1 protein-coding gene is annotated in these 24,968 nt (G+C 66.9%); it reads right to left on the bottom strand.

Features of this window, described 5'->3' with window-relative positions; translation table 11 throughout:
* Entirely contained in the window at positions 1-24,441 is a 24,441-nt protein-coding gene (locus ACFU4Z_RS33850; RefSeq protein WP_379071648.1) for a non-ribosomal peptide synthase/polyketide synthase, read from the bottom strand.
* Positions 24,442-24,968: the final 527 nt, after the last annotated feature.

Genomic DNA, 24,968 nt, shown 5'->3' with positions numbered 1-24,968 from the left:
TCAGCATTGTTCCATGAACCTTTCGAGGACAGGGCCGACGATGGCCAGCGCGGGTGGATGGCTCAACTCGAGGTGGCGGGCGTCGACGACGACGTTGTGAATGTCACCGCTGACATAGGGCCGCCACGTGTGCGCGAGAGCGTCGTGGTCCGCGTTGTCTTTTCCGGCGGTGAAGAAGACGAGGTCGCCGTCGAAGACGTTCGGCCGATAACCGGCGGAGATATCGCTCGCGGTTCGGAAGCTCTCCATTACCCGATCCGTCTGTTCTGCGGTGAACAGTCCGGTTGCGATTACCTGGTCCCGGATGACGTTCCACGCTTGCTCGTGGGTGGTCGCCTGCAGCTCGTCGCCGAGGTCGAACAGCTCCCGCCAGCCGCCGAGCAGATCGGCCATCAGCTGTCCCGGTGCGAGGGATGTGGCCGGCTGCGATGGTGCACCTGCCGCGCTGTCCAGCATGGCCACGATGCCGACCCGATCACCGTCGCGCTGCAGCTGTACCGCCATAGCGTGCGCGATCTGTCCGCCCAACGACCAGCCGAGCAGGTGATACGGACCCGTAGGCTGCACTCGGCGAATCTCGGCCACATAGCGGGCAGCCAGTTCGCCGACGGACTCCGCACGTGGTTCGCCGGACACGACATGCGGATCCTGCAACCCGTATACCGGCCGATCCGGATGCAGATGTTCGATGATGCCGCCGTAGAACCACGCCAGACCGCCCGCCGGGTGCACGGCGAAGACCGCCGGCTCGGATCCGTTCGCGCGCAGCGCCAGCAGCACCGTCAGGCCGGACTCACCTTTCGAGTCGTCGGCCCTGCGCGCCATCGCCTGCGGAGTCGCGTCGTCGAACATCCAGGGCAATTCGATCGCCACACCACGAGTCCGCAACTCTGTTACCGCCATGATGGCCAGCAGTGAGTTGCCGCCCAGGTCGAAGAATCCGTCGGTCACCCCGACCCGCGGGGTTCCCAAGACCCGTGCGTACACCTCACTGATCACTTTCTCGGTATGAGTCCGCGGTGCCACGAACCGATGTACTGCCCCGTCGAAATCCGGAGCGGGCAATGCTTTTCGATCCAGCTTTCCGTTGACGGTCAACGGCAGATCGGGCAGGACCATGATGACCGAGGGCACCATGTAGCTCGTCAGCACCTCAGCGGCGGCCGCCCGGACCGGGTCCGGATCGATCTGCTGCCCGTCGGCGCCGACGACGTAACCGATCAGCTGATCGACGTCGCGTTCGTGCCGGTGCACCGCCACGGCGGCCCGCGATACCGACGGATGCCGTAGCAGCGCCGACTCCACCTCGCCCAGCTCGATCCGGTACCCGCGCAACTGAACTTGTGCGTCGCGCCGGCCGGCGTAGGTCAACTCCAGCCCGCTGCTGGTCTTGCGCCAGCGGCCGACATCGCCCGTCCGATACAGCCGGCTGCCATTCGGAGCGAACGGGTTCGCCACGAAACGGCTCGCCGTCGACGCCGGAGCTCGCAGGTAACCGCGTGCGAGTTGCCCTCCGGCGACATAGATCTCGCCGCGGACCCCGATCGGTATCGGCTGCAGCCGGTCGTCGAGCACATATACCCGCAGCCCCGGCAGCGGTGATCCGATCCTGGATTCGCTCGGGTCATCGACCTCGGCGAATGTCACATGCACGGTCGTCTCGGTGATCCCGTACATGTTGACCAATTGCGGCGATCCGGGCGCATTCTCGTCGAACCAGCCGGTCAACCGCGCCGTATCCAACGCCTCGCCGCCGAAGACGACATACCGGAGCACGAGATCGCCACAGCCGCAACCGGCTCCGCGATACCGGCTCTCCGCATCGACGAATCCGTAGAAGGCCGAAGGGGTTTGGCTCAACACCGTGACGCGCTCGCGCGCCACCAGTTCCACCAACGCCTCCGGCGACCGGGAGGTGTTGTAGTCGACGATGATCAGCCTGCCTCCGGTCAGCAGGGCGCCCCACATTTCCCACACCGCGAAATCGAAAGCGTACGAATGGAACATCGTCCACACGTCGTCGGGGTGGAAGTCGAATCGTTCAGCGGCGTGGGTGAACAATGTGATGGCCTCGCGATGGCTGACGGCCACGCCCTTCGGGGTGCCGGTCGACCCGGAGGTGTAGATCACGTACGCGAGGTTGTCCGGTCGTGCGGCCGAGGGCACCGGACAGTCCGGGACCGCGACCGCGAATTCTTCGATCAGTAGCGTCGGTGCGGCGTATCCCGGTATTTCCGTTGCCATTTCGACAGAGGTCAACACCACGGCCGGACGCGCGTCGTCGAGGATGAAGCGCAATCGCTGCGGCGGGTTCGCCATATCCAGCGGCAGATATCCGGCGCCTGCGCGCACGACCGCGAGCAGACCGACAACCAAGTCGACCGAACGTGGCAACGCCACTGCCACCAGAGTTTCCGGCCCGACACCGCGCTCGGTGAGCCGAACGGCGAGCTGGGTGGCGCGCCGATCCAGCTCCGCATAGGTCAGCTGCGACACGCCATCGGTCACCGCGACCGCGTCCGGCTGTGCCGCGGCGCGGGAGGTGAACAGCTCGGCCAGGGTCACCTCCGCGACCGCGACGCCGTCGACTCCGGCAGCGGCCAGTACTTTGCGCCGCTGGTCGGGATCCACGATGTCGATATCGCCCACGGCGACAGCCGGATTCGCGACCCCCTGCTCCAGGATCCGGGTATACGCGTGCGCGAACCGAGTCATCGTCTGCTCGACGTAGAGATCGGTGGCAAAGGTCAGTCGTCCGAAAATGCCGTCCGGACGGCCCCCTGCACCGAACCGTTCGACGAGCTTGACGTTCAGATCCGCGCGGGCCTGGTCGAAACCGTTCTCGATCGGTTCGACGGTGAGACCCGCCAGCTCCAACGCGGCCGCGCTGAGATCCTGGACGTCGAGCGTCACCTGATAGAGCGGCATGTGCGCGGTCGACCGCCGCGGATTCAGCGCCTCCACGACCTCCTCGAAGGGCACATCGGCATGGGCGAACGCGGCGAGATCCGTCTCGCGGGTGGCGGCGAGCAGGTCTGCGAACGGCTGCCGCGACGACACCCGCGACCGCAACACCAGCGTGTTGACGAACATACCGATCAGATCGTCGAGTTCGCGGTCGCCGCGGCCTGCCACCGGGGTGCCGATCGCGACATCGTCGACGTCGGCAAGCCTGGACAGCAGCACGATCAAGGCGGCGTGCAGGACCATGAACACCGTCGCGTTGGCCTCGCGGGCGAGGGCATCGATGCGGGCGTGCAACTCGGCGGACAGCTCGAAATCGACCACGTGGCCGCGCATGGACGCCACCGGCGGCCGGGGCAGGTCGGTCGGCAGCTCGAGCAGCTCGGGCAGCCCGGTGAGGCCGTCGGTCCAGAATCGCAGCTGCCGGGAGACGAGCGAGTCCGGGTCGTGTTCGTCGCCGAGCACCTCGCGCTGCCACAGCGCGTAGTCGGCGTACTGGATCGGAAGGGGCGGCCAGTACGGTTGTGTCCCTTGCTTACTGGCCTCGTAAGCCATCGCCACGTCCCGCGCGAGCGGCATCATCGACTGTCCGTCGGCGCAGATGTGATGCACGCAGATCACCAGCACGTGATCACGGTCGCCGACGGCGAACAATTCGGCTCGCACCGGAGGTGCTTGGGTCACATCGAAGCCCGAGGAGACCACCGCCGCCGCCCGCTCCAGCACCTGTTGTTCGTCGACCCGGATCGGCACCAGAGCCGGTGCAACCTCGTCGACGCCGACCATGACCTGACAGGGCGTCCCGTTGATCATCGGGAACTTGGTTCGCAGCGACTCGTGCCGGTCGATGACCAGCTCGCACGCGTGCCGCAGCGCATCGATATCGAGCTCACCCCGCAGCCGGATCACCAGCGGAATGTTGTATGCGCCGACCGAGGCGTCGAATTGATTGAGGAACCACATCCGCTGCTGCGCTGGGGACAGCGGTACCAGAGCTGGGCGGATGCGCGGGGCCAGCGGCACGGCGACGTTCCGGTCGGCGGTAGTCAGAAGCGCGGCCAGTTCGGCGACTGTCGGTGCGTCGAACAGGTCCCGGATACCGACGCTCACGCCGAGTGCCGTGCGCAATCGCGCGACCACGCGCGTCGCCGACAACGAATTGCCGCCGAGCTCGAAGAAGCTGTCCGCTGCGCCCACTCCGCTGACACCCAAGACGTCGCCGAAAACGTCCGCAATGCGCTGTTCGGCGTCGGTACTCGGGGCGACCCATTCCCGCTCGCCCGGGAATTCCGGCGTGGGTAGCGCCGCCCTATCCAGCTTGCCGGTCGCGGTCAGCGGGAGTTCGGCGAGCCGCATCAGCACGTTGGGCACCATGTGCGCGGGCAGATGACGCCGGGCAGCAGCCTTGACCTCGCTGGCATCGATGCGTCCGTCGCCGACCAGATAGCCGACAAGCTGGTCGATGCCGCGCTCGTCTGTGCGCAACACGACCACCGCGTGGTCGACCCCGGGATGCTCGGACAGCACGGCCTCGATCTCGCCGAGTTCGATGCGTTGACCGCGGATCTTGACCTGGAAATCACGGCGGCCGAGGTATTCCACAGCGTGGTCGGAGGTCCAGCGGGCAAGATCACCGGTGCGGTACATGCGCGACCCCGCCGTTGCGAAGGGATTCGCCACGAAGGCACCCGCGGTAGCCGCAGGCCGGTTCACATACCCGCGTGCCAGCTGGAGGCCCGCGAGGTATAGCTCCCCCACCACCCCGACCGGCACCGGCCGCAACCACGGATCGAGCACGACGGCCTCGACGCCGCGGATCGGTCCGCCGATCGTCACCACATCGCCCGGGTGCAGCGAACCGCTGATCCCCGCCAGAATCGTGGCCTCAGTCGGTCCGTACCCGTTCAGCAGCCGTCTGCCCGGCGCCCACACCGAGACCAGCTCGGGTGTCACCGCCTCGCCGCCGGCGATCAGCACTCGCAACGAATCCATACCGGCCGGTGCCATGGTGGCCAGCACGCTCGGGGTGATGAACGCATGCGATACCCGTTGCGCCCGAATCAATTCCGCCAGCTCATCGCCTGCGAACGTGTCCGGCGCAGGCACCACCAGCAATGCGCCGTTCCTATGAGCCAGCAGTATTTCGAGGACCATCACATCGAAACCGGGACCGGCCGCCTGCAGCACGCGCGAACCGGCGTCCACGCCGAAGCGGTCACGCACTACCGCGGAGAAATTTGCCAGCCCCTCGTGGGTGACCACGACGCCCTTCGGGATCCCGGTCGACCCCGAGGTGTAGATCATGTACGCCGCATCCCGGAGCTGTGGGGTCCGCAGTCGATCGGCGTCGGTGACGGCGGCCGCGGACTTCGCCGCGATAGCGGTCTCGGTGTCCGGATCGTCGAGGACCAGCGGGCACACCGCGTCGAGAAGCAGATACCGTGAGGCCTCGACGGTGAGCGCGACCCGCACGCCGGAGTCCGCGATCATGTGTGCCACGCGCTCGGCCGGATTGCGCGGATCGATCGGCACGAACGCCGCACCCGTCTTGGCCGTTGCCCACAGGCCGAGCACGAACTCCGCCGACCGTGCCATCGCCAACGCGACGTGGTCGCCGGGGCCGACACCACCCTCGATCAACTGCCGCGCCAGCTGGTTCGACCGCGCATCCAACTCGGCGTAGGACATCGTGCGCCGACCCGAAAACAGCGCTGCCGCTAGGGGATTCACGTCCACGCCCGCGACCAGCAACTCCGCGAGCAGCTGCGGCGGCGCGGCACTGCCACCCGTGGCGGGCACCAATTCACGCCGATCGGCCGCGGACAGCAGATCGACCGAATCGAGCCGCGCGTGCGGATCAGTCGTGATCGCACGCAGCACGATGTCGAGCCGCGCGGCGAGACCGGACGCCGTCTCGTCGCCGATGCGGTCCGGCTGGTAGCGCAGGCGGACGTGCAGTTGGTCGGTGTGGTGCGCCTGCACGGTGATCGGGTAGTGCGCGGCGTCGCGACCTTCCGCCGCGACCACCCGCATGCCATCGATGTCGGCGTCGCCCAATCCGCTGCTGTCGACCGGGTAGGACTCGAACACGACCAGTGTGTCGAACAGGGATACGGCGTCCACGGCAGCCAAGATCTGCGGGAGTTCGAGGTAGTGGTGGTCGAGCAGACGGGCGTTGTCGGCCTGCAATCGAGTCAGCGCGTCCTCGATGGTCCGGTCCGGGCGCACCTCGACGACGACCGGAATCGTATTGATGAACAGACCGATCATCGACTCGACCCCGGAGACGTCGGCCGGACGGCCGGACACCGTGCTGCCGAACACCACGCGATCGGCGCCGAGCAGGTTGCTCAATACCACCGCCCAGGCGAACTGGACGATCGTCGCCATCGTCACCGCGTGTGTCCGGGCGAATTCCACCAACTCGGCCGTCGCGTCGCGATCGAGAACGACCGGCAGATCGATCGGGATGGTCGCGGTCGTATCGGTGTGCGGATCGGCGACCAGCGTGGGCTCGGCGACACCGCGTAGCGCGGCCCGCCACACCTCGACGCTTCTCGCCCGGTCGCGCCGGTCCAACCATTCCAGGTAATCGCGGTAGGGCACCGCATCGGGCAACAGCTGCGGCTGCGCGTCCACCGCGTACAAGCCGATCAGTTCACGCCACAGCAGCGGCAGCGACCAGCCGTCGAGTAGAAGGTGATGGGCAGTCAATATCAGCCGGAAGTCTTGCGGTCCCACCGTGACGATCACGAACCGCAGCAGCGGCGGATCAGCCGGATCGAACCCGGCCGCCCGCTCGGCGTCGAGCACCTCGCCCAGGTCCGGTGTGCTGTCGGACAGCGTGATGCTGCGCCACGGGATGGCGGTATCAGCCGGAATCACTTGTACCGGGACGCCTTCGGCGGTTCGGGTGAAGGCGGCCCGCAGGTTGCGATGGCGTGCGAGCAGGGCCCGCGCGGCGCGTTCGAGCCGGTGCTCGTCGACCGCGCCCGACAGCGTGAGCACCGATTGCGCGATGTAGACATCGAGGTGGCCCGCGGCGATCTCCGCGTGGAACAGCAGCCCCGCCTGCAGCGGCGCCAACGGCCACACGTCGCTCAATCGTCCATACCGGTCGGCGAATTCCCCCAGCTCGCGCTGCGTGACGTCGACGAGCGGAACGTCTGCCCGAGTCAGTCCCCAGTCCTGGTCCGCGACGGCCGCGATGGCGGTCAGGGCATCGACCCATTCTTCGATGAGTTCGGCCACGTCATCGTGGTCGAGCAACCGCGACGCGTAGCCGATGTACGCCGACAGCTCAGGTCCGGCCGCCGCGCCGACGATGTTCACGTCGATCGTGAGGACCGCCGCCGCAGGCATATCCGGATCGAACGCGGCCCGTCGGTCGAAAGCTTCGTCGGTCGGAACCCACGGTAGATCCGACAATGCCGTGAGATCAACGCCGGTTCGCCCGAGATTGTTGACACTGATCTGCGGCTCCGGCAGTACCGCCAGTCGCTCCGCCGTCTCGGTGTTCAGATAGCGCAGCAGGCCGTAACCGATTCCCTTGTCCGGGATGTCGCGCAGCTGGTCTTTCACGGATTTCACCGCCGCGCGCACATCAGTGGGATCGATCCCACTCAGGTCCAGCGCCGCCGGATATCGAGTGGTGAACCAGCCAACGGTTCGGGAGACATCCGCGCCCTCGGCGATCTGCTCCTCGCGACCGTGCCCCTCCAGCAGGACATTCATGCCCGCATACGCGACACCGCGACGACGCCGCCAACGAGTCAGGGCCACGGTGAGAGCGGCCAGCAGCGCGTCGTCGACGCTGCCGCGCACGGCTTCGGGCACCTGGTCGAGTAACGCCGAGGTCACGTCGGCCGGCAGTGCCACGGTCAGTTGACGCACAGTCGATTGGGTGTCCAGCGTGGGATCCAAATCCGCACGTCCGAGCAACGGATCGGGTGCTGAACAGATCCGATGCCACAGCTCGAATTCGCCGGTGCGCGCTGCCGCGGCGGCGATCAACGCATCCGACCACCGACGCATAGAGGTGCCCGAGGCGGCCAACTCGACCGGTCGCCGCTCGGTGATCTGCTGCCACGCAGTCACGAAGTCGGGCAGCAGAATCCGCCACGACACCGCATCGACTGCCAGATGATGAATCACGATGAGGGCACGAGCCTCCGCCTCGACGCCTGTTTCGGGCAGCAGGCACACGACGTGCGCCATCCTGCCCGCGGCCGGGTCGAGCCGGTCGAACGCTCTGGTGGACGCCGCCTCCACCACGGCAGTGAAACCGGCGCTACCCGGAGCTTCGCCGGCACCGAAGGTCAGGACGGAGACCGAACCGGCGATATCGGCAGCGCTCGGTGGCAGCACCTCCCAGCGTTGGGCATCGAGCCGCGAGCGCAGCACATCGTGGTGTTCGACGATCGCCCGCACGGTCGAGAGCACGTCGTCGACGCGCGCGTCACGCGGCAAGCGCACCAGCATCGACTGCGCGAACCGAGCCGGTGCCCCGAGTCGCTCGACAAACCAGGACACGATCGGCGTGAACGGAATCTCACCCACACCACCGCCGGGCAGCTCGTCGAGCGACGCCCGCTCGGCGGCCTGAGCCACCTGTGCCAGTCCGCGAACTGTCTTGCGCTCGAAGATGTCTCGAGCCGTCACGCCGATGCCCGCGGACTTCAGTCGCGAGGCCAACTGGATCGACATGATGGAATCGCCGCCGAGCGCGAAGAAGGAGGTCGTCGCGCCCACCGTCGCCACGCCCAGAACATCCGCGAAGCCGGCGGCGATCGCGCGTTCCAGTTCGGTCGATGCCGCGGCGGCACCGTCCTCGTCGGTCTCGAAGACCGGCTCCGGCAACGCTTCTCGATCCACCTTGCCCGTCGAGGTGAGCGGCAAGTGGTCGAGCACCGTGACCGTCACCGGCACCATGTGGGCGGGCAAGGCGGCCGCCACGTGATCGAGTACCGCGCTCGGATCGGCGACCGCGGTGGGTTCGGCCGTGATGTACGCGGCGAGCACAGGTTGCCCGCCGGGCCCCGTACGACTCACGGTGACCGCAGTGGCGACCGCCGGATGCGTGAGCAGCGCGACGTCGATCTCGCCCAGCTCGACACGCTGGCCCCGAATCTTGATCTGGAAATCGAGGCGGCCGATGTATTGCAGCGTGCCCTGCGGGGTCCAGCGGACGATGTCGCCGGTGCGATACATCCGTGAAGCCGGCGGACCGTAGGGGTTCGACACGAACGAACTCGCCGTTGTCGCAGGGCGATTCAGGTAACCGCGCGCCAGCGCGGCCCCCGAGAAGTACAGCTCCCCCGCTACTCCGATCGGCACCGGCCGCAGCCGCGCGTCCAGCACCACCGCCTCCGCACCGCGGATCGGTCCGCCGATGGTGAGCACCTCACCCGAATGCACAGGGTCGCTGATCGTGATCACGATCGTCGTCTCGGTCGGACCATAGACGTGATGCAATCGCCGCCCGGCAGCCCAGGCGGCAATCAAATCCTCCGCCGCCTTTTCGCCGCCGACGGCCAACACCCGCATCGAATCCACCTCGGCAGGAGACATCGTCGCCAGCACACTCGGTGTCAGAAACGCATGCGTCACCTGATGCGCTCGGATCAGCGCGACCAGGTCTGCGCCGCCGAGTACTTCCGGCGGCGACACCACCAGCGCCGCGCCGGCGGCGTGCGCCATCAACGCTTCGAGCAGGACCGCGTCGAAGGCGGGCGCCGCGGCTTGCAGCACGCGCGACGTGCCGTCCACCCGATAGCTTTCGCGCTGCTCGGCCGCGAAGGCCGCCAGCCCCTCGTGGGTAACCATCACGCCCTTTGGCGTCCCGGTCGAACCCGACGTGTAGATCACATATGCCGCATCCCGAATCTGCAGTGCGCGTGGGCGATGTGCGTCCGAGACGGCGTGGCCGGGACGTGCGGCGATGTCGGCGGCCGTGCGCGGGTCGTCGAGCACCAGCCAGCGGACGCCGTCCGGCAGGGATGTGCGCGCGTCCGCGACCGTGATGCCGACTTCGGCACCGGAGTCGTGCAGCAGGTAGGCGATCCGCTCCGGCGGATAGCGGAGGTCCGCCGGCACGAAGGTGGCGCCGGTCTTCGTGATCGCCCACATGGCGACGTGATAGTCGGCCGATCGTGGCACGGCCAGCGCGGCGCATACTCCCGGCCCTGCGCCCCAGGAAAGCAACTGCGCCGCAAGCTGATTGGCGCGGCTGTCGAGTTCGATGTAGGTGAAAGTCCGGGTGCCGTCGATCAGGGCGATCGCCGACGGGGTGATTGCCACGGACGAGGCCAGCAGATCGGGAAGCAGACGCGGCGCGGGGGCGTCACCGCCGCGCGCCGGGACCAGCCGTACGGCATCCTCGGTGCCGATCAGCGGGATGTCGCCCACCGGCCGCGTCGGATCGCAGACCACCGCATCGAGGACGCGGATGAACCGCTCGGCCAGCGATTGCGCGGTAGATTCGACGAAAATATCTGTGGCATAGACGATTTCGCCCTCGATCCCGGCAGGTCGATCACCGTCGAGTCGTTCGGTCAGCAACACCGTGAGGTCGGTCTTGGCCTGGGCGATACCGGGATCGAGCAGTTCGACATCGACGTTCGGCAGCTGGAACCCGGCCGCCGCAGTGTTCTGCAACCCGAACAGCACCTGATAGAGCGGCGTATACGCCGTCGACCGGGGCCGGTCGAGCAGATCGACCAGTCGCTCATAGGGCAGATCCGCGTGCGCGAGCGCCTCGAGGTCGACACCGCGCACCTCCGCGACAAGGTGCCGGAACGACCTGTCGTCGCGGACCGGCGTGCGCAGCACCACGGTGTTGACGAACATGCCGACGAGATCGTCCAGCGCCGGGATGCCGCGACCCGCTACGGGCGTGCCGACCGACACGTCGTCGGTGTGCGCCGTGCGCGCCAAGACGATTGCCAGTGCGGAATGCAGCACGACGAATACGGTCACGCCCTCTCGACGGGCCAGCCGCACGACCTCATCGTGTAGCCGCTGCGGTATGCCGAAGCGAACACTGCCACCGACCATCGACATCGTCGCAGGCCGAGGTCGATCGGTCGGCAGGTCGAGCAGCTCTGGGGCGTCAGCGAGAACCTCGGTCCAGTAGGCGATCTGCCGCGCGATCACCGACTGCGGATCGTCCTCGGCGCCGAGCATCTCCCGCTGCCACAGCGCATAGTCGGCATACTGGACTTGCAGTGGTTTCCATTGCGGTGCTTCGTCTTTCACCCGCGCGCGGTAGGCGGCGAACACGTCACGAGCCAGCGGCGCCATCGACGAGCCGTCGGCGGCGATGTGATGGACGACCAGCACCAGAATGTGCTCGTCAGAGCCGGTGCGATACAGCCGCGCCCGCACGGGCACCGCTGCCGCGACGTCGAAGCCCGTCTCGACGATCTGCCGGATCCGCTCGCCCAGCACGATCTCGTGGGCGACCGGCTCCGCATCCAGCGCCAAGCCATCGACTACTGTCGCAACATCCCGCACGACCTGACGCGGTTCGCCACCGACCATGGGATACACCGTCCGCAGTGGCTCGTGCCGGGCCACCACGTCCTCGAACGCCGCACGCAACGCCTCGACGTCCAGCGCGCCGGTCAATCGGGCCGCGAAACCGATGTTGTAGGCCGCCGAGGCGGTATCGAACTGGTTGATGAACCACAACCGTCGTTGCGCCGCCGCCAGCGGGATCATCGCCGGGCGCGGCCGCGGCGCGAGCGGTATCAGCGACGACCGCGTGCGCTGCGCCAGGCATTCCGCCAATCCGGCGATCGTCGGCTCCTCGAAGATATCGCGGATACCGACCTGGACACCGAGCGCCGCCTCGGCGCGCGCGGCGATCCGGGCAGCCGAGAGCGAGTCGACACCGATCTCGAACAGGTTCGCCCGCACGCTCACCCGGTCGCTGCCCGTGATCGTGGCGACGATATCGGCCAGTGTCACTTCGCGTTCGGTGCGCGCCGGCACGAATTCCTCGCCGTCGTCGAACGTCGGCTGCGGCAACGCGGCTCGGTCGAGCTTGCCGTTCGGGGTAAGCGGCATCTCCTCGAGCACCTCGACGCGTACCGGAACCAAATATGACGGCAGCGTGCGAGCGAGCTGGTCGCGAATCGCGCGACCATCGGTCACCGCTCCTGGCGCGAGCGTCACGTAGGCGACGATTCGCTCCGAGGTCGCGACAGCAACAGCGCGAGCAACCTTCGGCATCGCGCACGCCGCCGCTTCGATGTCCCCCGGCTCCACTCGCTGACCGCGGACCTTCACCTGGAAATCGCTGCGGCCCAGAAAATCCAGCTCTCCAGTTCTCATCCACCGCACCAGGTCACCGGTGCGATACAGCCGCTCCCCCGGCGCGCCGAACGGATGCGCGACGAAGGCTGTGCACGTCAGGTCGGCACGACCGTGATAACCGCGCGCCAACTGCACACCCGAGGCATACAGATCGCCGACTACACCGACCGGCACCGGTCGCAGTCGCTTGTCGAGCACGTAGACCCGCATGCCGGACACGGGCGCGCCGATCGGGACCGTCGCACGGGTCGTCGCACCGGGCAGGCAGCGCGCGGCGGTGACCACCTCCGCCTCGGCCGGTCCGTACCAGTTCACCACCACTGCCTCGGTGAACACGCGCACCGCGGCGTCGACGGTGTGCTGTGCCAGGGCTTCACCAGCGACGAATATCCGCCGGATCGAGGGCAATTCGGTATCACCGACGGCTTCGAGGAGAACATCGAGCATCGACGGGACGAAGTGCACGGTGCTGACGTTTCGGCTCGCGATGAGGTCCGCGAGGTAGGCCGGGTCGCGGTGCCCATCGGGTTCGGCCACCACGATGTGTGCGCCGATTTGCAACGGCCAGAACAACTCCCACACGGCGATGTCGAAGGTAATCGGAGTCTTGTACAGCACCGAGTCGGCCGCGGTGTGCGGCCACTGCTGCTGTGCCCACGCCAGCTGACTCATGGTCGCGGCATGGGTCAGGGTCACCCCCTTGGGAACGCCGGTGGAGCCGGAGGTGAACAGGACGTAGGCCACGTTGTCCGGCCGCAGCGGCCCACCTCGTTCCAGGTCCGTGATCGGGGCACCGGACAGCCCGGCCAGATCCAGCTGATCGACTCGAACGGAGGTGCATCCCTCGGGCAGTCTGTCGCCGTCCGCTGATGTCGTGAGCACCATCAGCGGTTGCGCCGCACCCAGCACACCGGCGATTCGCTCGCTCGGATGATTCGGGTCGATCGGCAGGAACGCGGCACCCGCCTCGAGCACCGCATACAACGCCGTCACTAGGTCGACCGAGCGCTGAATAGCCACGGCCACAATGGTTTCCGACCTCGCTTGACGCGATATGAGCCACCTGGCCAGCCGATTGACGCGGGCGGCGAAATCCCGGTAGGTCAGCGCATCGCCGTCCGGAAGCCGAATCGCCGGAGCATCCGGGCTGCGTTCCACCTGTTCATCGAAGGCGTCCACCAGGGTTCGGCCCACCGATACGGGGTCGCCGGTGTCGTTCCAACGCTTGAGCACCAGCTGCCGCTCGGTGGCATCGAGTATATCGAGCTCACCGATCGGCGCATCGGCATCGGTCGCGACGCCGTCGAGCAGGCGAACGAACCGGTCGGCGAAACGCTGCGCGGAGTCCGTGTCGAACAGGTCGGTGGCGTAGGTCAGGCGCAGCGTCATGCCGGTCGGCTCGTTGTCCGGCCCGTGGTCCTCCGTCATCATGAGCAGCAGGTCGTAGATCGCGGCACTGTCGCCCGGGTCGATGGTCTCGAAGGTGAGACCCGGAAGTTCCACGCGCGCCCGCACCATGTTCTGGTAGGCGAGCATGACTTGGAACAACGGCGTGTGCGCTGTCGACCGTGCCGGATTCAGCGTTTCCACCAGCTGCTCGAACGGCACGGTGGCATGGTCGAAGGCCTCGATGTCGCTGTGCCGCACCGCATCCAGCAGGCTGGTGAAGGTCTGACCGAGCGTGACGGGGGTGCGCAGAACCAAGGTGTTGACGAACATCCCGACGAGGTGGTCGAGTGCCCGGTGGCCGCGACCCGCGTGTGGCACGCCGATAGTGATGTCGTCGCTGCCGGACAGCCGTGACAGCAGCACCGCGAGTACCGCGTGCACCACCATGAACGTCGTCGCGCGGGATCGCTGGGCCAGGGACTCCACCCGGCTCTGCAGGTCCGCCGGAATCTCGACGTGGATCGCCGCGCCGCGGTGGGTCTGCTCCACCGGGCGCGGTCGATCGGTAGGCAGCTCGAGCAGTTCGGGTATGTCCGCGAGTCGGGTTCGCCAGTAAGCGATATCGCGGGACACGGGCGAATCCGGGTCGTCCGGCGAGCCGAGCACCTCACGCTGCCACAGGGAGTAATCGGCGAATTGGACGGTGAGCGGCGCCCAGTCCGGCGGGTTTCCGCCGGCCCGCGCCCGGTAGGCCGTCACGATATCGGCGGCCAGCGGCGCCACCGAATAACCGTCGCAACTGATGTGGTGCACAGCCACCGCGACCACCCAGGCCGTGTCCGGCAGCTGGTACAGCGCGACCCGCACCGGCACGCCCTTCGACACATCGAATCCGGTGTTCGAGAACGCGGCCAGCCGACCTGCCAACTCGCGCTCATCGATCCGCTGCGGGCAGAGGTCCCACCCCGCGACGACATCGGCCGCGTCCAGCACCACCTGCGTGGGCGTGCCGTCGACCGCCGGGTACACGGTGCGCAAGCTCTCGTGCCGCTCGACGACATCCCCGACGGCCGCTGCGAGCGCATCGACATCGAGCACTCCCGCGAGGCGAAATGCCAGCGGCACAATGTATCCAGGCGAAGCCGGATCGAACTGATTGAGGAACCACATCCGGGTCTGCGCCGTCGACAACGGCAGCCGGTCCGGTCTCGGTTTCGGCGTCGGGGCGGGCAGACCGGGCACCCCCCGCAACTGTGCGATGTGCTCGGCCAACTCGGCGACGGTGGACGCCTCGAACATCATTCGCACCGGCACGGTCGCGTCGACCATGGCGCCGATCCGGCTCAGCGCGCGCGTGGCGATGAGCGAATTCCCACCCAGCTCGAAGAAGTCGTCGTCCGCGCCGACCGTCGGCAGGCCGAGCAGCTCGGCGAAAACCTCGGCGACGGCCTGCTCCACGAGCCCTCGCGGCGTCCGGAATTCCGCGTGGTCGATCGGATCCGGAGCAGGCAATGCCCGGTAGTCGACCTTGCCGTTCGCCGTGAGCGGGACGGCGTCGATCCAGACGATCGCGGACGGCACCATATAGGCCGGCAGTCGCTCCAGCAGGAGTCGTCGAATCTGCTTGGTGTCCAATGTCTCTGGGGCGACTACGTAGGCGACCAAGCGTTGCCCGTCGCGGCCGGAATGCACCCGCGCCACGGCCGCGGTCACCTGTTCGTGCGCGAGCAGCGCTGCCTCGATGTCGCCCAATTCGATCCGCAGCCCGCGAATCTTCACCTGATCGTCGGCGCGGCCGACATAGCGCAGGGCGCCGACCTTGTCCCAGCGAACAAGGTCGCCGGTGCGGTACAGGCGAGATCCGTAAGCGCCGTCGAGCGGGTCGGCGACGAACGTCGCCGCCGTCAGATCGGGACGTTGGTGGTATCCGCGGGCCAGCTGGATGCCGCCCAGATACAACTCACCGGTCACCCCCACCGGGACGGAGTGCAGTCGCGAATCCAGCACATGCACGATGACATTCGGCTCGGGAACCCCGATCGGCACCGCAGCGCCGTCGATTCCGTCGACGCAATACGCAGTGACGCTGACCGCTGCCTCCGTCGGCCCGTACAGGTTATCGATGCGCGCGTCGCTCAGATCTCGGAAACGGCGAACGGTTTCGGCCGGCAGCACCTCGCCGATGCACAACACGCGCCGCAGGTCCGGGAACTGGCGTCCGTCGGTCGTCTCGTGGAACACCGAGAGCAACGACGGCACGAAATCCGCTGTCGTCACGTGGTGTTCGGCTATCAACCGGGCAACCGCATCCGGGTCGCCACTCCCGTCGGGGCCTGCGACAACCAACTTCGCACCACATGACAAGGGGCAGAACAACTCCCATACCGACAAGTCGAAGGTGACCGGAGTCCGCAACAGCATGACGTCATCGCCGAGTCGGTAGTGCTCGCGCATCCAGCGGAGTTGATTGACCACCGCGGCATGCGGTACCGCCACACCCTTCGGTATCCCGGTCGAGCCGGAGGTATAGATGACATACGCCAGGTTCTCGGGATGCAGCGGCTCGAGCCGATCGGCATCCGTCACCGGCGACCCATCCCTGCACTCGGCGTCGAGTTCCGCGAACGTCCATACCGGGACGTCGTCGGGCAGATTCGCTTCGTCGAACGGACGGGTGAGCACCGCCCGCGGCCGCGCGGTAGCGAGCACCGCGCGCACGCGATCAAGCGGGTGATCCGGATCAAGGGGCAGGTAGGCCCCGCCGGCCGCGTGGATCGCATACAGGGTGATCAGCAGGTCGACGGAGCGACGCATCGACACGGCCACAACAGTGTCCGGGCCGACTCCGCGTCCGATCAACGCACGCGCCATCGAATTCACCCGCGCCGCGAACTCTCGGTAGCTGAATTGCGCGCTGACTTCGGAGTCGAACACGGCCGTGCTGTCCGGCGTCGCCGCGACCTGCGCGGCGAACAGGTCCGCGATCGTCTCGGACGAGGGCGGCGTCGTCCCCCCGGTCTCGCGCGCGGCCAGCTCGCGCGCCTCGTGCGCGGTCAGCAGCTCGACGTCACCGACCGCGCGGGCGGGATCGTCGACCATCGCACGCAGCATCAGCACGAACCGGTCGACCATCGAAATGATCGTCGCCTCGTCGAAAAGATCTGTGGCGTAACTGAATTCGACTGCCATCTCGCCTGGATCGCCGTCGCGCTCTGTGGTGTCGACGAGATTCAGATGCAGATCATATTTGGCCACACCCGGATCGGCGATCCGGGCCGACACCGTCAGTTCCTCGAACTGCACCGTGGGAATCTCGATGTTGTGGAACGAGAAACCCACCTGCGTCAACGGCGCGTGCGCCGTCGTGCGTGGCGGATTGAGCACTTCGACCAGGCGCTCGAACGGGATGTCGGCATGGTCGAAGGCAGCCAGATCGATAGCCCGGACCTGCTCCAGGACCTGGAGGAAGGACGCGCCGGGTTCGATGCGCGTCCGCAGCACCATGGTGTTGACGAACATTCCGACCAGGCGCTCGAGTCCCGGTTCGCCGCGACCGGCGATGGGCGTGCCGACAGCGATGTCACCGGTTCCCGAAAGCCGTGCCAGCAGTGCGGCATATGCCGCGTGCAGCACCATGAAGACCGTCACGTCGTGGCGGCGGGCAAGGGCGGCCAGGTCACGACCGAGGTCGGCGGGCAGTGTCGCCGACACCGTCGCACCGCGGAACGATTGCCGCGCCGGGCGCGGACGATCGGTGGGCAGGTCGAGTACTTCAGGCAAATCGGCCAGAGCAGCCCGCCAATACTCGATCTGGGTGGCGGCCGCGCAGTTCGGGTCGCCCTCGGTGCCGAGCCATTTCCGTTGCCATAGAGCGTAATCCGCGTACTGCACCGGCAACGGCGACCACTTCGGCGCCTCGTTCCGGATGCGGGCGTTGTAGGCCGTCATCAGGTCTGCGGCCAGCGGCGCGAGCGAGGATCCGTCGAAGCTGATGTGATGGACGGTGAGGACCAGGGTGTGTCGATCGGATGCACTGCGCAGCAACGTGATTCGGAACGGAACCTCGCGGGCGACATCGAATCCGGCCGCTGCCGCCGCAGCGATCTGCGCCTCGACGTCGGTCGGCGCCACCTCAACCGGCTCCAGCGGGGGTAGTGCCGCCTGCACCGACACGATCAGCTGGTGCGGTCCGCTGTCGCTGTCCGGGTAAACGGTCCGCAGAGCTTCGTGCCGGTCGAGCACGTCGGCGATCGTCGCGTCCATGGCGGCCACGTCGAAGGGTCCCGACATGTCCACGACCAGGGCGATGTTGTACAGCGCCGAGCCCGTGTCGAACTGATCGAGAAACCACATGCGGGCCTGGGCGGGCGACAGCGGAATCCGCGCCGGGCGTTCCTGCGGAATCAGCGGTTCCCGAACGGGTGCGTCGATGGCCCGCAGATTCTGCGCGAATGCGGCGATGGTCGGCGCGTCGAACACGGTGCGCAGCGGAATATCTATGCCCAACACAGCGCCCAGCCGCGCGGCCACCCGCGTCGCCGATAGCGAGTTGCCGCCGAGATCGAAGAAGTTGTCGAGGACACCGACGCGATCGATGCCGAGCACCGCGCCGCACACACCGGCGACGATCTGCTCGGCCGCGTCGCGTGGCGCGACGAACTCGGTGGTCTCGGCGGCGAACACCGGTGCCGGTAACGCGGCACGGTCGATCTTGCCCACCGATGTCAGTGGTAGTGCGTCGAGCACCGTCACCGTGTCCGGGACCATATGCAACGGCAGGCGTTGCGCGGCGTAGGCCGTCAACTCCGCGACGTCGACGGCATCCGTCGCCGGCGTGACATAGGCGGCAAGCCTCGGTCCGCTCTGCGTCGCAACGCTGACCGTCGCCGCGGCCGCCACCGCTGAGTGCCCGGCGAGGACGGCTTCGATTTCGCCGAGTTCGATGCGCTGGCCGCGGATCTTCACCTGGAAGTCGGTGCGCCCGACGTATTCGAGGGTGCGCTCGGGCGTCCAGCGGGCCAGGTCGCCGGTGCGGTACATACGTGCCCCCGCCGCACCGAACGGATCGGCAACGAATGCCGACGCGGTGTCCGCGGGTCGGTCGAGGTAGCCGCGGGCGAGATGGATACCGGCGATGTACAGCTGTCCCGTCACCCCGACCGGTACCGGCTGCAGATTCGCGTCCAATACCAGGGCCTCGACACCGCGGATCGGGCCACCGATCGTGACGCGAGCACCGAAGCACTGCGGATCGCTGATCGCGACCATGATCGTGGTCTCGGTCGGCCCGTACCCGTTGAACAACCGACGGCCGGGACTCCACACCGCGACCGTTTCCGCCGACACCGCCTCCCCACCGGCGACCAATACCTGTAAAGAATCCACATCGACAGGTGACATCGTCGCCAGCACGCTCGGTGTGATGAATGCATGCGAGACCCGTTGCTTGCGAATCAATTCCGTCAACCGATCCCCAGCGAAGACATCCGGCGGCGACACCACCAAAGCCGCACCGTTCGGGTGCGCCATCAGCAACTCCAGGACCACCGCATCGAAGCCAGGAGCCGCCACCTGCAACACCCGCGCGGCACTGTCGATCCGATAGCGTTCACGTTGTTCGGCGGCGAAATTCGCCAAGCCCTCGTGCGTCACAGTGACGCCCTTCGGCTCGCCCGTCGACCCCGAGGTGTACACGACGTACGCCGTGTTCGAGGCACGGCAGGCGCGGATCCGATCCGCTTCCGTCACGGCGGCCGGGGATCGCGCCGCGACGCAGAGCTCGGTGCGCGGATCGTCGAGAATCAACCGCTCGACCGCGGGCGGCAGCAGGCCCTGGCTTGCTTCCACCGTCAACGCCACCCGAACATCCGCGACCATGAGCGCGATTCGCTCGGCCGGGTTCCGCGGATCCACCGGGACGAATGCCGCACCCGCCTTCGCCGCCGCCCACATCCCCACCACGAGTTCCACCGACCGCGCCATCACCAGTGCGACCTGATCATCCGGGCCCGTCTCCCACTCGATCAGCAACCGAGCGAGCTGATTCGACCAGGCGTCCAGCTCCCCATACGACACCGTGCGTTCTCCCGACACGATCGCCACGGCATCCGGCTCCTGGACCGTCAGCAACTCCGCCAGCACCCGTGGCGCCTCGGCGCGGCCGCCCGACGCGGGCACCAACGCGACTCGCTCGGTTGTCGACAGCACATCGACAGCACCCACTCGCTGCTGAGGATTCGACACGACCGACTCGAGGATCCGATTCAGTCGCGCGGCGAAGTCCTCGATCGTCCCCCGATCGAACAGGTCGGTCGCGTAGTTGATCCGTACTGCGAGATCGTCTGCCGTCCTGGCGTTCTCGGCGACGGTGACGATGATGTCGACCTTCGCCGGTTGCGGTCCCGGATCCAGGATCTCGGCGGTGAGCTCGGACAGCTCCAGACTCGGGCGGTCCATATTGTCGAAGGCAAGGTACACCTGACACAGCGGATCGTGCGCTGCCGGCGGCATCGGATCACCCGCTTCGACGATGCGTTCGTACGGCAGGTCACTGTGGGCGAAAGCTTCGATATCGATGTCTTTGACGCGCGTCAGAAACTCCGTGAACGATTCGTCGCCGCGCACCTGGGTGCGCAGTGGCACCGTGTTGACGAACATGCCGATCAGCGGTTCCAGCGCGCGCTCGCCACGGCCCGCGACCGGCGTCGCGATGGTGATGTCCGCCGAATCCGACAGCCGGGCGAGCAGAATGGCCAACGCGGCATGAACGACCATGAAGGTTGTGGCGTTCGCCGTGTGCGCCACCCGCTCGATCCCGGCGCAGGTCTCGGCGGGGAGCACGGTGTCGACGACGTCTGCGAGCATGGACTGGCGAGCTAGCCGCCGACGGTCGGCGGGAAGTGCAGGCAGCCGAGTCATATCCGCCAATTGTGCTGTCCAGTACTGCAATTGGCGTGCCGCGAGCGAGTCCGGATCGTTTTCGTCGCCGAGCACACTGCGATGCCAGATGCTGTAGTCGGCGTACTGCACGGTCAGTGGTCGCCAGTCCGGGACGTGTCCCTGCGACCTCGCTCGGTAGGCCGCTGCGAAATCGGCCGCGAGCGGTGGCAGCGACGATCCGTCGCAGCAGATGTGGTGCAGGACGACGACCAAGACGTGCCGCCGCTGGTCAGTGGACGCGAGCAGTGCGACCCGGATCGGCGGACGTCGGCGCACGTCGGTCCCGGTCGAAGCCAGCTCGCGGATCCGGTTGTCGAGTTCATCGGGGCCGGTGAGCTGCGGGGTCGAATCGAGATCGGCAGCGACTTGCTCGGCCGACAGGATCACCTGCGTCCCTTGACCATTCACGGCGGGATAGACGGTTCGCAGGGCTTCGTGCCGTTCGATCACGTCGGTCAGCGCCGAGCGCAGTGCCGTGGCATCGAGGTGTCCGGTCAGCTGCAGCACCAGCGGAATGTTGTACGCCGCCGACCCCGGGTCGACCTGATTGATCAGCCAGATCCGATTCTGTGCGGGCGCCAACAGAATCGGCTCGATGCGTGGCTGCGCCTGCAGGGCGGGGCGGTTGGATTGCTGACCGGCTTCGATATGGGCGGCGAGTTGGGCAACGGTCGGCTTGCTGAACAGGTCGTGCACCGATACCTCGCGCCGGGTCAGCTCGGCGATCCGCACGCAAGCGCTGGTGGCGGTGAGCGAATTGCCGCCCAGGTCGAAGAAGTTGTCCAGCACACCGACCTGCGGAGTGCCCAGGACCTCGACGAAGACGTCGGCGATGGTCTCCTCGACGAAGGTGCTCGGCGCTACGTACGTCGCGGCCGAACCGACGGCCGGCTCGGGCAGCGCCCGATAGTCGACTTTGCCGTTGACGGTCAGTGGCAACGCCTGCAGAACGACAATGTGTGCCGGGACCATGAATTCCGGCAGCATCGACCCGACGTGCGTGCGCAGCACCTCGGGCTCGCAGACCTCGTCGGGCTCGCAGACCGCGTCGCCGGCGGGCACGACGTAGGCGACCAGCCGGGCCGCTTCCGTGCCCGGCAGGTGCACGATGACGACCGCCGTCGAGACCGCGCTGTGGCTCAGCAGCGCACTGCGGATCTCGTCCAGTTCGATCCGGAACCCGCGTAGCTGCACTTGCCGGTCGGCGCGTCCGCGATATTCCAACTCGCCCTTACTATTTCGGCGAGCGACGTCGCCGCTGCGATAGAGCCGCTCGCCCGGCTCGCCGAACGGGTCGGCGACGAAGCGTCCCGCGGTCAATCCGGGGCGGCCGAGGTAGCCGCGGGCGAGTTGCGGTCCCGCGACGTAGATCTGACCCCAGGCTCCCAGCGGCACCGGACGCAATCGTTCGTCAAGGATGTACACGCGTAAGCCCGGCAGCGGTGAGCCGATCGCGCTCGGTGCGCCCGGCACGGCGATGTCGGGTGTCAACCGGAGATAGGTGACGAAGACGGTGGTTTCAGTGATGCCGTAGCTGTTGGCCAGCACGGGCAGGTTCGGATTGTGCTCGTACCAGTCCGACAAACCCGCCGGATCGAGAGCTTCGCCCGAGAGAACGACGAGTCTCGTGGAAAGCTCACTGTCGGGCTCCCCGGCGTCCGCATATCGCTGTCGCGCGGTCGCGAATTGATGGAAGGCCGAGGGTGTTTGGCTGAAGACGCTCACCTTCTCGCGCGCCACCAGGCGCACGAGGTCGTCCGGCGAACGCGTGGTAGGACTGTCCACCACGACCACCCGGCCGCCGGTAGCCAGCGCACCGAAGATCTCCCACACCGAATAGTCGAACGCGAACGAATGGAACAACGTCCACACGTCGCCGGCGCGGACTCCGATTTCGGTACACGCGTTCGTCAGGTAGGTGGCGACCGCACGATGGGTGATCGGCACGCCTTTCGGCCGTCCCGTCGATCCGGAGGTGTAGATGACGTAGGCGACGTTGTCGAGGCGCAGCGGGCGGGTGCGATCCGCATCGGTGATCGGACGAGCGGTTTCCACACCCGGGTCGTCGTCGAACAGCACCACGGGGCCGGCATCGCCGGGCACCTGATCGCGCATGCTCCGGTTCGTCACCACAGCGATCGGATCGGCGTCGTTCAGCACATAGTCGAGTCGATCGAGCGGGTGCGCGAGGTCCAGCGGCAGATACCCGGCACCCGACTTCAGCACCGCCAGCGCGACGATGATCAGATCGGCATCGCGTGGCATCGCGATAGCCACCAGCGATTCCGGCCCGGCACCGAGGGCGATGAGCTTGCGGGCGAACCGGTTCGAGCGCTCGTCGAGCTCACAGTAAGTGAGGGCGGTCGTACCCGACGTGACGGCGACCGCAGACGGCGTAGCCGCGGCCTGTCGCGTGAGCAGATCGACGAGTGTCGCGGAACTCGCCGAGCCGTCGCGGCCGGCGAGTTCGCCGAGCATGCGCCGCGCCTCTGCGGGATCGACGAGCGGGATGTCGACCAGGCGGGTGTCGACGGGCGAGTCCATCATGCGATGCAAGAAGTCGATGAATCGACCAGTGTGCACGTCGAGTTCGTGCTGGCTGTACAGGTTGGCGTTGCCGTGCAATTCGATGAGCAGCGGCGCGTCGGCCCCGGAGCGGTACATATTGAGTTGCAGGTCGTCCAGAGCCCCGGACGTCAGTGCGCGGTAGCGGCCGATCGCCGAGCCGAGCCGAATCTCGGAATCGAAGAACAAGATGTTGAGGATCGGACCGAACGAGGTCGCGGCCGCGTCCAACGCGTTGGAATCGCGGCGCAAATCCTCGAACCGGTAGAGCTGGTGCCGCATCGCCAGGACGAGCTCGGACACCGACGCGTGAATGAGCCCTTCCACGGTGGTCGTCGCGTCCACGGCGAACCGGATCGGCACCATGTTCGCCAACATCGCGGCGGCGTTGCGCAAGCGCATCGTCATCCGTCCGGTCACCGGCAGCGACAGGACGACGTCGTCGGTGTCGGTCATGCGGGCGAGAAACGCGGCGAACGCGGCCACCACCACCTGCGCGGGCGACGCGTGCAGATCGTCGGCGAAACGGTCGAGCACGGCGGTCAACCGCGACGGCAGCGGCCGACCGGCGAAGCGGTCGTCTTCGCTCCACTTGGCGGTGCGACCGGACAGACTCGTCGTCGGCGGCAGATCGGCGACCTTTTCCAGCCAGTACGCCTTGTCGGTGTCGAACCGGCGACTCATCCGATATTCGCGCTCCGCCGCGACTATGTCCACCAGCCGAGCCGCCACCAGCCGAGCCGGCGGACGGCCCTCGAGTAGCGCGTTGTAATGCTCGGCCGCTCGGTTCAGTGCTTTGAACGCGCCATAGCCATCGATCACCAGATGATGGGCGCGCGCATACCACAGATACCGATCTTCGCCGAGCCGTATGAGCCGCGTCGCGGCGAGCCGGTCCCGGGCCAGATCGATAGCCTTGGTGTTGTAGTCGCGGCGCATCCATTCCATCGCCGCCGCGTGCGGATCGTCTTCGGCGCTGAGATCCAGCAACGGTTCGTCGTAGATGATGCTGCGGTCGACGAATTGATACGGGTGCCCCCCGGATTCGACCACCCGGACAACAAGAGACTCCGTCTCGTGGCCGGCATCGTTCACCGCCTTGGTGAACGCGTCGTAGTCTATAGACCCCTCGATCTCGACGTAGTGTGCGATATTGACGTTCGGGCCGCCGGGCAGGTTGTTCGCGAGCCACATTCCGTATTGCGCCCTCGAAAGCGGAATCAGATCCGGATCTCGGTCGGCTGGCGTGGCTGAATTCGGACTCATCGTCTAACCCCTCCTCGAATTCCGAGACACATGAGCAGCGCGCAACAAATATCCGTCTGTGCCCGAAATTTCCCGTAGGTGTATTCTTCCTTGCAAATGCAATTACATATGCACTTCACCGACGTTGAAGCGAACGCCCCATCCCCGTTGCGGTCATGCGCCGATCGAAGCGCATGACTTCACTAATGGTAGCTCGAAGTCGTAGCCGCTCTCCAATGGAAGCAATCTTCAGACATCGCCGCCTGCCATAGGTACACCAACCCCCTGTCCCCGACCTTGCCTAGCAACTGTGCAACAAATTCGCCGTAACCGCGACGCGATGATGTACCGCCGCAAGCGAATAACGTCCAGAAAACCCCATCACACGAAGCCGATGGAGACCTCGCCGGACGCGTCAAGCTACGTACGACATGCCCGTATTAAAATGAGATCTGCGTGGTCGAAGTGAATGATTCCAACGCCCCTCGGTTCGGGATCGCACCCCAAAGTCGAGCCTGGCCCGGGGCGGCTGCCGCTTCGAACATTAC

This window comes from Nocardia sp. NPDC057440 (assembly GCF_042802915.1).
GTDB lineage: Bacteria > Actinomycetota > Actinomycetes > Mycobacteriales > Mycobacteriaceae > Nocardia.
Note: the sequence above shows the minus strand (reverse complement) of the source record. Positions and strands in the feature narration are given on the sequence as shown.